Source organism: Enterococcus sp. AZ095b, from assembly GCF_051714725.1.
Taxonomy (GTDB): domain Bacteria; phylum Bacillota; class Bacilli; order Lactobacillales; family Enterococcaceae; genus Enterococcus_B; species Enterococcus_B pernyi.
On sequence record NZ_JBIOSL010000001.1, the window covers coordinates 2,363,553 to 2,378,343 of the forward strand.

Annotated in this window: 16 protein-coding genes; all 16 read right to left on the reverse strand. The window is 39.5% G+C overall.

The window, feature by feature from the left end:
* Window positions 1-17 precede the first annotated feature (17 nt).
* The gene (locus tag IGJ99_RS11305) at window positions 18-1,061 is read right to left on the reverse strand and encodes a hypothetical protein (protein WP_438770832.1); all 1,044 of its coding nucleotides are present in this window, start codon (window positions 1,059-1,061) and stop codon (window positions 18-20) included.
* Complete coding sequence (locus IGJ99_RS11310; protein WP_096081705.1) at window positions 1,061-1,936, reverse strand: phage distal tail protein domain-containing protein; 876 nt, start codon at window positions 1,934-1,936, stop codon at window positions 1,061-1,063. Before IGJ99_RS11310 ends, IGJ99_RS11305 begins: the two co-directional genes overlap by 1 nt.
* Window positions 1,936-6,984, reverse strand: coding sequence for a tape measure protein (locus IGJ99_RS11315; RefSeq protein WP_438770833.1), 5,049 nt, complete (start codon window positions 6,982-6,984; stop codon window positions 1,936-1,938). The genes IGJ99_RS11310 and IGJ99_RS11315 overlap by 1 nt, the downstream gene beginning before the upstream one ends.
* A complete protein-coding gene (locus tag IGJ99_RS11320; protein WP_195514173.1) occupies window positions 6,977-7,546 on the reverse strand; it encodes a Gp15 family bacteriophage protein in 570 nt (189 codons plus the stop codon). Before IGJ99_RS11320 ends, IGJ99_RS11315 begins: the two co-directional genes overlap by 8 nt.
* Window positions 7,547-7,554: 8 nt before the next feature.
* Entirely contained in the window at window positions 7,555-8,016 is a 462-nt protein-coding gene (locus tag IGJ99_RS11325; protein WP_195514172.1) for a hypothetical protein, read from the reverse strand.
* A gap of 27 nt (window positions 8,017-8,043) precedes the next feature.
* Window positions 8,044-8,205 (reverse strand): HeH/LEM domain-containing protein, encoded by a 162-nt coding sequence (locus tag IGJ99_RS11330; protein WP_080637949.1) that lies wholly within the window; start codon window positions 8,203-8,205, stop codon window positions 8,044-8,046.
* Window positions 8,160-8,636, reverse strand: a complete 477-nt coding sequence (locus IGJ99_RS11335; protein ID WP_010733992.1) for a phage tail tube protein — start codon at window positions 8,634-8,636, stop codon at window positions 8,160-8,162. Before IGJ99_RS11335 ends, IGJ99_RS11330 begins: the two co-directional genes overlap by 46 nt.
* A 10-nt stretch (window positions 8,637-8,646) precedes the next feature.
* Complete coding sequence (locus IGJ99_RS11340; protein ID WP_010733991.1) at window positions 8,647-9,024, reverse strand: minor capsid protein; 378 nt, start codon at window positions 9,022-9,024, stop codon at window positions 8,647-8,649.
* On the reverse strand, window positions 9,024-9,386 hold the full coding sequence (locus IGJ99_RS11345; protein ID WP_010733990.1) for a minor capsid protein: 363 nt from the start codon (window positions 9,384-9,386) through the stop codon (window positions 9,024-9,026). Before IGJ99_RS11345 ends, IGJ99_RS11340 begins: the two co-directional genes overlap by 1 nt.
* Complete coding sequence (locus tag IGJ99_RS11350) at window positions 9,386-9,715, reverse strand: putative minor capsid protein (RefSeq protein WP_438770834.1); 330 nt, start codon at window positions 9,713-9,715, stop codon at window positions 9,386-9,388. Before IGJ99_RS11350 ends, IGJ99_RS11345 begins: the two co-directional genes overlap by 1 nt.
* 8 nt (window positions 9,716-9,723) lie before the next feature.
* Entirely contained in the window at window positions 9,724-10,080 is a 357-nt protein-coding gene (locus IGJ99_RS11355; RefSeq protein ID WP_226076027.1) for a hypothetical protein, read from the reverse strand.
* Window positions 10,081-10,210: 130 nt separating this feature from the next.
* Window positions 10,211-10,375 (reverse strand): HeH/LEM domain-containing protein, encoded by a 165-nt coding sequence (locus tag IGJ99_RS11360; protein WP_100495009.1) that lies wholly within the window; start codon window positions 10,373-10,375, stop codon window positions 10,211-10,213.
* Entirely contained in the window at window positions 10,372-11,259 is an 888-nt protein-coding gene (locus IGJ99_RS11365; protein WP_010733986.1) for a hypothetical protein, read from the reverse strand. The genes IGJ99_RS11360 and IGJ99_RS11365 overlap by 4 nt, the downstream gene beginning before the upstream one ends.
* Window positions 11,260-11,272: 13 nt before the next feature.
* Window positions 11,273-11,863, reverse strand: coding sequence for a phage scaffolding protein (locus IGJ99_RS11370; RefSeq protein WP_010733985.1), 591 nt, complete (start codon window positions 11,861-11,863; stop codon window positions 11,273-11,275).
* 233 nt (window positions 11,864-12,096) lie between these two features.
* The gene (locus IGJ99_RS11375) at window positions 12,097-13,245 is read right to left on the reverse strand and encodes a phage minor capsid protein (RefSeq protein ID WP_195514171.1); all 1,149 of its coding nucleotides are present in this window, start codon (window positions 13,243-13,245) and stop codon (window positions 12,097-12,099) included.
* 4 nt (window positions 13,246-13,249) lie between these two features.
* On the reverse strand, window positions 13,250-14,788 hold the full coding sequence (locus IGJ99_RS11380) for a phage portal protein (protein ID WP_126134289.1): 1,539 nt from the start codon (window positions 14,786-14,788) through the stop codon (window positions 13,250-13,252).
* Between the last annotated feature and the right edge of the window lie 3 nt (window positions 14,789-14,791).

Consider the following 14,791-nt stretch of genomic DNA (forward strand, 5'->3'; position numbering starts at 1 on the left):
ACTCCACTACCTTTCTTTTATTCATCAAAATATTCACTTAATCGACTTCGAATATTACCAAATGTTAATTGCATCTTGTTCTCAGTACTATTTACTCGCCAAGCAGTTAGAACTGATTGATAAATTGTATTTTTTATTCTTACATTCGCTAATAATCCAGTTTCAATTTCTTCAACATCAATATTTTTTGCTTGAAATATAACTTTACAATTGATTTCATGTGAATAAGCATTTCCTTTTAGTTCACTATTTGCAACTTCTAAATATGTGGGTTTATCTTCTAAATCCTGATCATATATATATACCGTATTAACAGTAGGTCTAATAATTTTATTGCTGTTTGGATTGTTAGTGACATTATTATCATTTTCTAAATAGTAGGTAGCTAAGATAATTGGATGGTCCATACTGTTAGTTGCTTTATCAACAATTAACAATGCATTCTCATTACCAACTCCTGGCTTTTTTACCCAATAATCCCAGTCACTAAATTCTGAAGAATTATCCATTATTTGAATACTTTTTTCTATTCTTTTTATACCAGTCTGTATTCTGCCTCCTGAGATTGCTTTAACATACCACTTTACGTTGTATTTCCTAAATCCATTAATCAAATAGCTATTAATCCTTCGAGAATTTAATTCAATTGCTTGATAACTATGAGCTGTATCACTTTCAACATCAATACTTAATGTTCCATTTAAATTCTTTGTACGGTCATTTAAAAGGTAGTTAGTGATGATTGATTTAGCATGAGATTCAAAGCTATTCCCACTTGTTCTATAAGTAGGGAAATAACTATCTCCAAGGCCCATCAACCCACGACAACGGATTGTTTTATTATCTTGAGAGTCGACTATCCCAAAATAAGCGTATTTTCCACTAGGTATATACTTTGCTCTTAGCCAATCACCTTTTTCAATTTTTATATCTTCTGTTAAGGTGAACTCACTGGTCAGTTCACGATTAACTTCATCAATACCAAAGTCGAACTCTCCACATATATATTCTTTAGGATAGGGAGTTAGATCCCAACGAAATAAATGAACAGATATAATCATTAAAACAGATCAGCCTCCTCATAAATCGTTATTTCTACTTCTGCAGTACCGATATGAAATACTATTATTGATTCTCCGACAGGCGCATGAACAAACCCGTTTTTAGTTATATCTTGTTGTTGATAGACCGAAGACTGTAATCCATTCTGATCTATTAATATAGCAGTCCTTTCTTGAAATAAACTAGAAACAACCAACTGCTGTTCTTCTTGTAAAGTTAGAAAATAACCATCTGAGCTAATTAATTTTGAACCTTGGAATATTTCCCAACGAGGGTTTACACAATAACCAGTTATTTTTATTCTTAGCGGAGTCAGATGATTTTTTTCAGCAGATAAATAGAGGGAACGATTATTAATTCGATAGTTCCCTTTTTTCTCATGTGCATTTTGAGTATAGACATACGGCCGGACATAATTATAGACTTTTCCATGGGCATTAACATTTATATTTTTTTGATGAATTTTTGCATACTTCACTGTATACCAAGGCGATAATCGGTCAATTATAATTGATTCTTTTAAAAATCCGCCTTGTTGTATAGAAGATTTCGATAACATAGAAACTGTAATCAGTGCTCTTTTTTGGCCTGCGTCAGTAGTATAAATTAAATAAAGTGGACTAAAGGATAAAAATTCTACAAAAGAATAATATACTTGATAGGCATTTTCATTTTTACGACGTCCAAAATGAAAATAAGCTTCAAACTGATGTTGTTTCAATACGTGCTTTTCAATTCTAGAATGCCCATTTTCGCTCAAATAATCAGTTTCAAAACCTATTCCTAAACCATTTACATTAGAAGCCCTTAAAGAGTGCGTATTATCTATGAGCCAGGTATCACCATGACTGTTTTCAATTGATAGATGTTGCACTAAAATCCTCCTCTCGCCATCGTCTTACCGATTATTTTTGTCAGTCCATTAGTGTCTTCAATCATTACTATCTGTTCTTTATTTGCCAAATCTGTTAAAGCTTGTGCAATTTTGGAGGTGTATGGGGATTGCGTACTGTATGATTGATTAATAATTTGTGTACCTCTAGCTTCCATACCCATACTTGAAGCGCCTAAAGCTATTTCTGGGGTAGTGATCCTCAGTATTCCTTTTGATAAATTATCTATCGATTGATATGCTACATCTGCATACTTATCAATTCCCACAGCTACACCTTCTGGTATCCATCGACCAACTTCTGATGCCATCACTCTAGATGGACTGTTAATATCTAATGCTTGTTTCATTGTATTAGCAACCTGATTGGCAATTCTATTTGCGGTTGCCAATACAGATGCTGTACCGGCATTTAATCCAGCATTCAATCCAGCCATAGCATCTCGACCCACTCCATTTAGCTGGTTAGGTAATCCTGAAAAAGCAGATACAACCGCCGAGCTAGTTCTTGATGCAGTTGAAACAGGCTGACTTGCAGATGAATTCATTCCACTATTTAATGAACTAATTGCGTTGCGACCTGCCATTTGCATCTGATTTGGCAACTGATTGAAGGATTGTACAATCCTATTTGATATATTTCTGGAAGTTGCGACAACCCTGCTCGACTCTGCCATCATTCCAGAATTCAATCGACTCATAATATCTCGACCGATCGATTGAAATTCACTTGGCGTATTAGTAAAGGTCCGTATCAAGTTGCTATTCAAAGCTTTCACAGTAGCTAATTGTACTTGCGATCCACTTTGGAAACTCATATTCATAGAATTCATACTATTGGAAGCTACCATAGGAAGCGCACTCAACGCGTTAGCTACATTAGGAACAACTTGATTAAAACTTACTGTCATATTTTTGATACCAATGTCAGTTTGTTTTACCATTTGGTCAACCAACTTATTTACTTCCGCAACAACCACTGGACTAGTGGCTGCGATTCCCGTTGCAAGACCTTCTCCCACTGCTTGTCCGTACTCAGCATAGTTACCTTGGTTCATATGGCTAGATAGTTCATTATTTGGAGTGTCTGCGACAGCTTTAGCACTTTGTTGCACAGCTTCTTGACTGCTATCAATCCCTTGTGCTACACCTCGACCTACCTCTGTTCCACTTTCCTTAGTTTTTTCTGTAGTCATCTCAGCTTGAATAGTATTTTCTGGTATCATTCCTATAGCTTTGGCTGCTAACTCAACATCGGCATTAGATTGATTAATTCCTTCACTTAATCCTTTACCTGTTTCTTGACCAGTCGGAATATAACGATTTGCTTGTATGGTTTCCTGAAACATTGTTTCTGGAGTTTGTGCTACTTCTTTAGAAGCTTCTTCTACTGAAGTAATATTATCTAAAATTCCTTGCCCCAATTTTGTTGGTGGTGCTGCACCCATTGAGGCGTAGTCTGTTTGTTCTAGTTGAGGGCCCATAACTCTCTCTGGCGTTTGAGCAACTTCCTTTGCTGCTTCCTCTACTTTGGCGGTTGCCTCTACCATCCCATCCCCAATTTCTTCGACAGGTTGACGTCCCCACTGTGCAAAGTCTCGCCCCTCTGTTCCTCTCCGTAAAGATGCCTCACTTTTTTCTGGAATTAATCCAAATTTTTCAGCAACAGTTTCCGTTTCTTCACCAACGATATTCCCTATACTCGCCATCGCTTGCTTCATCGTTGCATCCGCAGTCCCATTTAAATCACTAATGTGCTGTTGTGCTGTTTCTGGTAATTTACCTAATTCAAGATCTAAATTTTCAACAAACCACGCCGATTGTTCAGCTGACATTTTTGGTAGGTCCTCCATATGAAGACCCATTTGTTCCAGCAGGCTTTTTGTATGTTCTCCACCTAACTCCGCTAATGAACCAAGATTCAGCCCCATCTCATCCACCATTTGCTGTGTTTGAAGCGCACCCGCCGGGCCTAGTTTTTCAAGTTGCATAATAATGCCATCATCTACACCGGCCTTCGCCAAAATGGCAACATTGGTCGACCACGTTCTCATAGCTTCAGCATTTTTTTGTAGATTTTCCTTCATTTGATCTAAGCTGATTGCTTCTTGTTGTTCAATCTGCTTAAAAGCATTCCCTGATTCTTCTACCAGCTTTTTGTACATGCTATTCATTGATTCCAAGGCAGCTTGTTGTGCATCAGATAGAACATTCCATGAAGTAATCATCTGAGAATTAGCTTCTGAGACGGTCTCTGCGACTGCTCGTCTTTTCTCTTGCTCCTCCGTGTACAATTGATTTCGTTCGGATTGATTTTCAACAAGTAAACCTTGAAGTTCATCTTCCTTCTGGGACAGTCCTTCCAGTGATTCTTTGACTTTTTTCTTTCCATCCACGCCAGATTCTGAGGCTTCTTGCTCCAATCTCATACGTTCTTTGGCTACTTCAGTTAATGAGGATTCAATGTCTGCAGCTTCTTGATTCAACGTCTTTTGTCGTTCGGTTAGCCGATTGACTTCTTCCATTCCTTTAGAAGCTTCAATCCGTTTGTTTATTTCTTCTGTGCTTGCATTAAGCAAGCCTGTTTCTTCGTCGTAAGAGAGATTTAGACCAGTCACTGAATTATTCAGTTCATCAACTGTATCAGCCATCAATTTTTTATCCGCAGCCGATTTATCTTCAATTGCTGAAAGCCTTTGTAATTCAGCTGCTAGATCCTTGTTTCTTTCTGTATTCGACTCGATCACTTTAGCTTGTGACTCAAATTCTTTTGCACTGGACTGGGTTGACTTTCCGACATTATCTAGATCGTCTTTTAATCCATCTAATTCACTAGCTAATTCTTTGGTCTTTTTACGTGTATCTAAAAAATTTTTTCCCATTATGGCTGCAGCTACACCAGCTGCTCCTAAAACAGCTGCTGTACCCGCGACTACTGGATTCAATAGAATGCTAGCTGCTGCCAGTGCCTTCTTCGCTGCTGCAGAAGCACCAGCAGCAATCGCATAGGTTTTTTGGGCGGCTGCTGCACCTTTTAGTGAAGCTGCATTGGAAATGTTTGCTGCAACAACCGCTTTAGTGGTGGTGGCGTTCTGTAAGTTGAGACTGATTCCTAGTTTTGTAGCAACTGCATCAACTTTTTTAGCCATCGTCGCACCAGAAGTTGCACCGGTCAGGTATTTCAACATCTGAACATAAGATGCTGTAGCAACTGCTGCTTTCTGTACAATAAGTAGTCCACCAAATGCAGTTCCTAATCCGATAATCACGGGTGAAGCTGTCACAGCTGCGTCCTTCACAGCAATAACCCCACCGGTCATCGTATCAACAGCCGAAACAACAGGAGGGATTACACCAGCAATCCCATTTAGCGCACCTTCAAATGTTTTACCAAATCCTTGGATGTTTTCTTTCATCGAGCCAAAACGTGTTTCTGAGAATGCCTCGTCCATAGATGCGATAATATTTGCTGTTCCTCGGCTTGTTGCAGTAGCCATATTGGCAAACGACCCTGCCCAAGTATCCCCAGCTTGTTGAGCCATCCCAGAAACCGATGTGAATTCATTCCCACCATCACGCATCGCCTGTTCAACCGTATCAAAAAACTGATTGGCACTAATTTCACCATCACGCAACGCATCACGAATACTCTGCATACTCATGCCAGTTGCATCTTCATAGATTTTCCAAGGATCAACACCACGACGGACCATTCGATCCATTTGAGCCATATTTACGGTACTGGTGGCTCTCATTTGGATCATGGCATCCATTACGTTATCCATTGTCTCCGCTGCACCGTCACCATACATAGCCACAGCGTCACCCCAGATTTGATAACTTTTTGTCGATTGTTCCAGTGAGCCGTTTTGCATCACTAAACGTTGAACGGTCTGAGCCGCACTATCCAGCATGTAGTTTGTACCAACAACGACATCTCGAACGCCTTCCATCCCTGCAGCCGCTTCTTCTGAACTGCCAGTTAATCGAGTCATCGTATTTTCAAAGTTATTCAAAGTATCAATACGACCAAATGCACCATCTAATGAACCTTTAGCCATCGATAGTGCTGTAGTTGCTCCTTTTGTGATCAACATCGCTGCACTTAGTTTGCCCACAGAGCCTGTTAACAAATTGGCTTTTGGCTCTGGTTGAGAAAAGGAGGTACTCATTTTAGCACCAGACTTTTCTGCTTCATCACCCAATGACGTAAGATCCTTTTTCATCGCATCAACCGCATCACTGACAGTCTTTGCTCCGTCTTTGGAACCAGCTTCTAAACTAGTCGCAATGCTCTTTCCTGCCTTAGTTGCTGATAATTCAACAGGAGGAACCATCTGCGCAGAGGACTTTTCTATAGATCCAAGAGCGCTAGCTGCTTGCTTGGAACCTGCTTCAAACGAATTACCGATGCTTCTACCTGCCTTAGGTGACGTCGCTTCAATACTGGCTAACATGTTACTGCTTGATTTCCCGATACCATCTAAAGCGCTAGTCGCCTCCTTGGCACCAGATTGAAAGGAGCCACCAAGCTCTTTACCAATTTTAGGTGCAGAAGATTCCACAGAAGAAACCAAGCTTGTGACTGATTTAACGACACTGTCATTGGCCTGATTGGCATTTTTGGCACCAGAATCAAAGGATTCACCCATGATACGTCCTGACTTAGCTAGTTCAGTGCTCGTCGTGGCGGTTAGATCCGTCACTCCTTTAGCCACGCTATCTGTTGCGTTATTAGCAGCCTTAGATCCCACTTCGAAGTTTTCGCTTAATGATTTCCCAGCTTTGACAGTAGCCGTATCAGTCGATCTTCCCAAATCAGTCATCGACTGTTCAACTGAATCCACTGCTTGATTAGCAACTTTCGCTCCTGTCTCAGTATTGGCACCCATATTATTACCAATTTTTTTTGTAATATCATCAGCATTTTTTCCTAACTGTCCAAAGTTTTTTTCAATTGAACTTATTACATTAGGAACCTGCTTGGCGTCGACATCAATCAGAATACTTATTTTGCCATCTTTAGTCATTATCTTCCTCCTCTCTATCAGTATTTAAGGCATAGTATCTTTGTAAATCTGTCATATCTTGCTTATATTCTTCTGAATCATTATTTCCTGGTTTCCAAGCTCGAATCTGCATAATTCGTTTAAGTGGGGTGTCTGAAGGCAGATTATGTAAAAGAGCTCTAAATTTGGACCAAGTCAGTATTCCCTGTTTATCAATTAAATCGATGTTATATGCTTGAATAAAAGAAGCGTAAATAGTCTCTGCATCCGCTGATATATCTATTAATTGTTCGTGCTCTTCCACAGAAAGTGGCTCTCCGTAAAAACTATATTTAATGAACGGTGGAACTTCTTTATGAATAAATTGGTCGTAAATAAATATCCATAGACTAAGTGCATCCTCAGATTGATACCAACCTTCTCCAATTAATAAATCTAGACATAGACAAGCTTTCTCATAATCAGTGAATATTGCCTCGTTTAACACATCAAAAGCATCTAATACAATATCAAATGACAAATTAATCAAATACTCACGTTCTTTATAAAAAAAGGAAGTGACTTCTGGGTCATTTAACCTCATGTCACCACCTACTTTTTATTTGCTACTTTTTGCTTTTTCTTTTTCTGAAACTCTTTGGTTAACTTTTTTGCAGCAAGCTCTCTATCCTTTTGTCTTTTCTTTTCTTGTTGTTCGACTTTTTTACCAATAGCTTTGATAGTTGGTTCATAAGCACGTTCAAGTGCATCAAAATCTGGTACACACTCATATAATTTTTTAAATGTTCCTTTACCAAAGAAAAAATCATATTGATATTCAAGAGTCCCTTTAGCATGTTCTATGACTGTTTCAACATTAGTTTCGTGGATAGAATCTTCTTTAAGTTTTTGTTCGTATATTTCGAATTCCTCATAGTTTTCTTCTACAATAATTCGTTTTAAATTTTCCAATGAGCTATCAAACCAGATTTCAACACGCTCACCAGTAATTGGATTTGTAAATCCTACTGGAAAGCCAGAGAGTTCAATATCGATATCAAGTGTTTGTTTCATAATTACCTCCATATAAAAAAGAGAAGGCTATAAAGCCTCCCCCAATATTTTAGTTAGTTCGTCTTTTTTAGCATTTGACGGGTATTCTATATTTTTACTATCAAGTGTTTGTTTTAATTCTGGAATAGTTAGCCCAGTAGCTTTCAGTTCTTCTGGCTCTGGGCTGTCTGCTTTGAATAAGGTTCCCATTTAGGTGTAGTATCATATAGAACAGTAAATTCAATATTACCAAATTCAGTAGCCCCTCCAGTTTTCGTTTGAGGACTTGATAAAGTTGCAATTCCTTCCCTTTTCTTTTTGGGATTATCTCGATCATCTGTTACTCGAAAACCAATTTTCCGATCATCTCCAAATAAACCAATCATTTCATCAATTAATTCGGATGCTTCATCACCCTCAAAGTATTCACCCGTAAAACTATAGCCTAGTCGATGAGAGGTGATCGTTTGCTCTGGTTCTCCTGACCCATCAAAGAAACCGTCTCCATCGTCAACTTCTTCTTGTGAGGCATCAGAGACACTCTTGATTTTTTTTAAACGAACCCAACCATCTTCAGTAATTTTTCCATCTTTCAATTTTTGAATTTCAAATCCAATTAGCGCAATTTTTTTTCGTTTCATAATATTCCTCCTATTTATCAAAATATAATGTTGCTTTGATTGCTAATCGATAATACAGAAATTTTTTGTCGTCATAACCTGTAAAAAAAGGTTCATCTACAATAGTTATTCCAACAAATTGATAACTATTGTTACTAGATGGAATATCTTCTTGTTCTTCTAGTAACTCACCTAGTTCAATCATTATCCGATCTGCATTTTCACATTTTGTTTTATAGACAAATTCATAATTTAGTTCTTTTTGTTTTGATCCATCCATAAAAGTTTCGACCGTTTTACCTCCAGGTAATGCGGTTAGACGCATCGACTCGTCTTTATCTAAAGAGTGAATACGGACTGGTACTGGTACTTGGTTCGATACTTCTAGCAACTGATCAATAAAATCCATTACCAATTCGCTCCCCTCTTGAATGCTTCTAACCAACTAGACATAAATATAGATTTTGCTTCTTTATCCCAATATGGGCCAGTTCCCGGTGTAGTATAATTAGAAAATATTACCTGTGTTCCAAACTTATTTGTAAACCCTCCGTGATAATGAGCCAAAGCATATCGAGCATTCCAAGTAATCTTTTCTCCATTACTTTCAACAAAAGACATATCTCTCAAGTGTTGGCTCCTCATAGGAACAAATCTTTCATTCATATCTAAATGAGCTTTATTTGCCATTTCGTGCCGTCCATTTTGTATAGATGAATGACTTAATTTTATTTTTGCTCGACTTAAATCAATTCTTACAGATGCTCCCATTAAACCACCTCCAATTCATAAGCGAATGGTTCAGGAGAATCAGCAAGCAACGGAACGATTTTTGTGATTGTGTATTGTTCGCCAAAGATTTCAATTTGATCTGCAACTGAAAACTCCGGTAATGGTCCAGTGTATTTTTTCACCATAGAAATCAATGCATTTGGCGTTTGTACTTTCCCATCAATATCCCTTGGCTCAAATTTGACTGTGTCGTCAAAGCGGACATGCTCAATGGCTAAATCATCCTCAAAAATCGGCTCACCTCGTGGACCCATTCCGTTTTTCTTGCGATAGATCATCGCATGAGGGAAAAAACGTTTAGGTGGCATTCGCATTCTCATCGACTCACCCCACGATATAACAGCCCTGTGCCAGATAACTGCAGCATAGCGTCCCCAGAAAGCAGGGATACTTCGTTTGTCGATGACGAAACACCTTTGCTTTTAGAAACACTCATCCGTCCGATGGACCAACTGTCAGGCTCTTGCATGCCAAACGTGGTAGTGGCATCTACTTCATGCATGTACTCGATTTGATAGGCAATAGCCAACTTAAAGGCATTGCGCCGCATCGGAATATCTGACTCGAGATCATTCCGCTGATAAAAACGTCTCGTTTGGATGTCCAACAATGCACTGGCTTTTCTCAGAAGCTTCCGGAAATCTTTTTCGGTCAGTTCCGTGTCACGATCCACGAGTCGCTTGTACTCTTTAAGAGACAGGTAGCCACATGGCTCGATGCTCTCCTGATCGTCAAAGCTTTCGTTCAACGGCTTACGTCTTATTCGTTCCATGGTTTTTCACCTCCATGAAAAAAGAGAGTGGTTATTCACTCTCTTTTAACAGCTCAATTAATTCTGGTTTCTTGGCAGTAGATGGATACTCAAAGCCAAGACGATCTAACTCAGCTCTAAGCTCATCAACTTTCATGTCATCGATGACAAATGATTTACCTTCTACCCCAGACTTCCCCGGTTCTTCCGGGGTCATGCTTTTGGGTCATCATAAGAGATATAGATTGCTGGACGTGCTTTCTTAAGTACCAAGCAATCGTAATAATCCAACCCTTTGATGGTGTCACGGTAACCGCCACGATCCTGGTCAGCAGGGACCAAATCAATCGTATTGTACTTCTCGATTGGCTTAGCAACGGTAATAGGCGTCATAATGAAATTAATATGCTTGTCTTCATCGACCTGCAACCGATTTTTAGCAACCTTTTGGATGATGATGTTCGTGCCATCAAGCATCTCGACACGACGATCGATACCGTTAAATTGAACAGTGTTGGTGGTAAAAGTTTTAGAAACGCCATCTGCATTCTTCAATGCTTTGTAGGCATCACTAGACATAAATGCCACAAACTGACCAATGACTTCTGTGTCAGTCATGTACGCTTCAGCATCGTCGAAGCTATCTAAAATATTAGATTTAGTGATTGTTTGTTTGACCGTTTTTCCTTTGTAAATCTTATCAGAAGTATCAAATCCAGCTTCAAGCAAACGAGCAACAGCGGTTTGATCTTTCTCAGGAATCGTAACCAATCGAGTGTGCTCTTCAATGACAGCACCTACTTGATAGGCTGCATTTTCCGATTGATCTAAGCGATCCATGTCGTAGCCCATCCAACGTTCCTTTTCCAATTTTAAAGTTGACTTCTCAACTGATATATTGTTCCGTTCATTTTCTTTATTTCGCTTATAATCGGCAGCAGTAAATCCTTGCATTTCATTTACACGAACTTCATGAGTCCCCACAAAATCAGCTTCTGTAATATCTTTTGCGCCTTGTGTCAATACTTCCCATACTTGCGACTCAGCTGCAAATTCCTTGTCGATTTTCGCTAAATCCTTACTGTCTAAAATTACTGGCATTTAAACCACTCTCCTAATTATTTTTTGTTCTTGCAATATTCTCTGCTAGATTATCTTTCCAGCTTTTTTCTTTAGGTGGCTCACCACCACCTGTATTACCAGCAGCCACAAACTGCTTTTTCTTTGGCTGTGGTGCAGGATCGCTTGATTGAAACAAATAGCCTTCATCTTTTTTCAGTGAAGCTACTTTATCATCTAATCCCTTGACTCCTTCGTCAGTCATTTCCAATTCATCTGCCTTCAACAAAGCTTTCACAGCTGTAATGTTCTTAGCTCCAGCTTGTGTTAAAGCTAATTCGATCGCAGCGTTCTTACGATCTGCTAGTCTTTCAGCGGTTACGGTTTCTAACTGATTTTTATAGTCATCAATTTGTTTTTGCAGATCTTCATTTCCACTGTTTGATGCTTTCAACTGCTCAACAAGCGCATTTGCGGCGGTTAAATCTTCGTTTGCAGTTTTTAGCTTTTGAGACTTATCGTTAAAATCAGCTTTAGGCACAGCATTTTTCGGAAATTCTGATTTTATTTCTTTTGTCGCTCCGTCTAGATCAAACTTCCCATCCTCTCCGACGTGTTTTGATAAAATTTCTTTGATCCATTCCATGATTCATTCTCCGTTCCTTTTTATTCTGGTTGGTAGCAGTTTAGAGTGTGAGTTATACCGCTCACTCGGTAGATGAACAGTTTAATGTCATATTCAGGACAAAATAAAAGCCTAGCAAGCTAGACTAAACAAACCAAAATCCTCAAACTTCAAAGCAAGACCAATTTCATAAAATGTTAGTAAGATTTCAGATAAGCTCAATTTGCTTTAATCCTCCACCATACTTTCTCCTTCTATGAATACACTTGCTCTTTCGAATAATCCCGACGTAACAATTGATCATGCTCATTGATAAAAGTACGCAGTGCTGCTTGACGTCGTCTGACCAGTTGTTTGAAGTGCAGAACATCTTCTTTGTTGTCCATTGTCGTTGCTCCGTTCAACTGCCGCTTGGCACGACGAATAGCGACTTCCATGCGTCGTTGCTTGGCAACCAAGTCTGCATTGTCAATCGCTTGCTTTGGATCATACTGCTTCATGTGAATATCAAGATCCGGATCATAGATTTGGATGTACAATCGATGTCGACAATTAATACCTTGGGTTCCGTCAGGCTCACCGTATCCATGATCATAGATCGATGGAATGTGCCGTAATTCTTCCGGCGCATCCTCTTTACGGACAAGCAATACCCATCCACCTTGAATATGGGCACAGTGTGGTCGTGCAGCCACATGGCTACTCATTAAAGCAGTGACGATGCCATGCTCTAAGCCTCGCTTAAGTCGCAGATCTTGATAAACACGGTGAGTGGTTGCTTTTAAAACCATCCGAACGTACCGCTCAAGGCTCCATTCACGCCCTGCCTTGTCGACAAAGGTCGTCATCACCCCTTTTTCCACCATCGCATAGATCGACTCTCTAAGCGCCTGTTGTGGCGTTTTAGTGCCGCCAATGATTTTGGCTACAGTATCGTTTAAAACTTGTTGATACATCTTAGCCAGTGGATTATTCGGATAATTAGTGTCGATCAGCGTTTGATTGACATGATTGTCGAGCTCTCGCCATTGCTGATTGAAATATGACTCCATCACATTGTCGATCTCCGTTCGTGGTGGCGATTCTTTTCCGGTTTGCTTAGCCAAATTCTTGTCGAGATCTGAAACGACCTCAAATCCCATATCCACGATGATTTTACGTAACTGATCATAAGAATAATGACTTGTTTCATTGACCACTTGCTGCAAAGATTGTTGATTCAACAAATTTAATTGCTGCATCTTTTCAAGCTTCCATCGAAGCACATTATCTTCTGTGAGCGGTGTTCTCGTTGGCTTGTTTAACTGGCGGACAAGCATCCTCATGATCTCATCTTCCATCGCCATATAAGCATCTTGAATGTAAGAAGCCTCAATATCTAGCTGGTTGGGTGTAATGGCCATTCAATCACTCCTCGAAGTCTTCGTATCCAGAATCTCGTATTTTACCAGTAGTCTCATCAACTACATCTAATTGCGCTTGTCGGTAAAGATCTTTTGCCTTACTTTCAGGCAACTTCATTATTTTGGCTAAAGTTAACCATCCGGGAATCAGCCCATCATTTTTCAGTTCACGATAATAATCAGATTCTGACTTTTTATCTAAGAATATGCCATCATCAAAGTTCACACCTATCTCTTCACGATTTGGAGATTCACCACTAAATAGTGGTTTCCCATCAACTTCTGTGGCTCGACCTAGCTCACACAGCGCTAGCACAACATCCCGAATGAATTCCTCTAATTCGGTTGTTTGTTGGTTCCTTGACTGATACGTTTGCGAGTTCTCGCTGATTACCTCAGTTGCCGTCTTATTCGTAGTACGTACCCCGGCACCATCGAAAACGAACGTACCAGTCGACAGCCCCACTTCCATTTCTAGAAGTCGCAAGCGATGATTAATTGCTCCGATGTATTGTTCTGTTCGAATATCATGAGTTAAATCAGTAATTTTAAATTCATCAGGGTTCGTACCAGGAACAATGACATAGAAGTCATCATCTTTATCAAAGGTTAATTTCGTTTCGCCTGTTCCCTTGTCAGGAATTCCACTTAGCATAGATTCAGGAAAGGCCGCTCTTCTCTTTCCCACGTCAATTTCATGATCGAACGCATCAAGTGCTTTATTTAATCGATCAAGTGTTCGTTTACAGTTATCGTACACACCAACACCAAGTGGTGAGTATGGGTTGATATTGTTAAAACCTGCTGTCTTAAAATAAGAGAAGATTGGACGTTCAATTTCTTCACCATGAACAGCCGCCTCAAACTCTTCGTACTGCTTTAATGTGTTTAAAGATACTTGCATCCCCAACACATTAGATTTTTCACTTTCGTATAGTTCCATAGAGACCCAATACTCACCATCGATCCACTCATGGAATTCTAACAAGGTATAATAGAACGTTTTGTTCCCTTGGGTTTTGATCGTTTTAAATGCCATTGCACACTGACTGATCTTATTTGTACTGCTTTCCAATGGAAAGAAGGCATCCGGGAGCGCCCATGAAAATTCCACTTGTCCTGATTGATCATTGAAATAAGGTCGCACAACTAAGCCACCAAGAGCCATTGCTGGCTCAAGATACTTACTGAGATTACGCTTGAAGTCATTATGTTGAAACACAGACTCTATCCAAGTGCTGGCTTCATCATATTTTTTTGATTTATCGTCTTTTCCGATCGTGATTTCTGCCTGTTCATTGAACATTACCTTCGCATACTCAGAAGCAACCTTGCGGGCCATATTGATATTCGCCTTTGCTCTCTGATCAGAATTACAATGCGTGTACCCTTGGTAATAAAGCAAGCTGTTTTGAATACGATCATATTCTTCACGACTCATTTGAATCTTTGGATGATCTAAAATACTTTGTAGCTCTTTTTTCGCTCCTATCGCAACCGCCCCCTTTCCAAAAACTCTTTTTATTGCTTGCCAAAATGACACCTG

Bases quoted from the DNA above. Each gene is read 5' to 3' on its own strand.
- IGJ99_RS11340 (WP_010733991.1), bottom strand. From the start codon at position 9,024: ATGGATTTTATTGATCAGTTGCTAGAAGTATCGAACCAAGTACCAGTA.
- IGJ99_RS11335 (WP_010733992.1), bottom strand. From the start codon at position 8,636: ATGAAACGAAAAAAAATTGCGCTAATTGGATTTGAAATTCAAAAATTG.
- IGJ99_RS11365 (WP_010733986.1), bottom strand. From the start codon at position 11,259: ATGCCAGTAATTTTAGACAGTAAGGATTTAGCGAAAATCGACAAGGAA.
- IGJ99_RS11330 (WP_080637949.1), bottom strand. From the start codon at position 8,205: ATGGGAACCTTATTCAAAGCAGACAGCCCAGAGCCAGAAGAACTGAAA.
- IGJ99_RS11370 (WP_010733985.1), bottom strand. From the start codon at position 11,863: ATGGAATGGATCAAAGAAATTTTATCAAAACACGTCGGAGAGGATGGG.
- IGJ99_RS11320 (WP_195514173.1), bottom strand. From the start codon at position 7,546: ATGAGGTTAAATGACCCAGAAGTCACTTCCTTTTTTTATAAAGAACGT.
- IGJ99_RS11305 (WP_438770832.1), bottom strand. From the start codon at position 1,061: ATGATTATATCTGTTCATTTATTTCGTTGGGATCTAACTCCCTATCCT.
- IGJ99_RS11350 (WP_438770834.1), bottom strand. From the start codon at position 9,715: ATGCCACCTAAACGTTTTTTCCCTCATGCGATGATCTATCGCAAGAAA.
- IGJ99_RS11315 (WP_438770833.1), bottom strand. From the start codon at position 6,984: ATGACTAAAGATGGCAAAATAAGTATTCTGATTGATGTCGACGCCAAG.
- IGJ99_RS11325 (WP_195514172.1), bottom strand. From the start codon at position 8,016: ATGAAACAAACACTTGATATCGATATTGAACTCTCTGGCTTTCCAGTA.
- IGJ99_RS11345 (WP_010733990.1), bottom strand. From the start codon at position 9,386: ATGGGAGCATCTGTAAGAATTGATTTAAGTCGAGCAAAAATAAAATTA.
- IGJ99_RS11360 (WP_100495009.1), bottom strand. From the start codon at position 10,375: ATGACCCCGGAAGAACCGGGGAAGTCTGGGGTAGAAGGTAAATCATTT.
- IGJ99_RS11375 (WP_195514171.1), bottom strand. From the start codon at position 13,245: ATGGCCATTACACCCAACCAGCTAGATATTGAGGCTTCTTACATTCAA.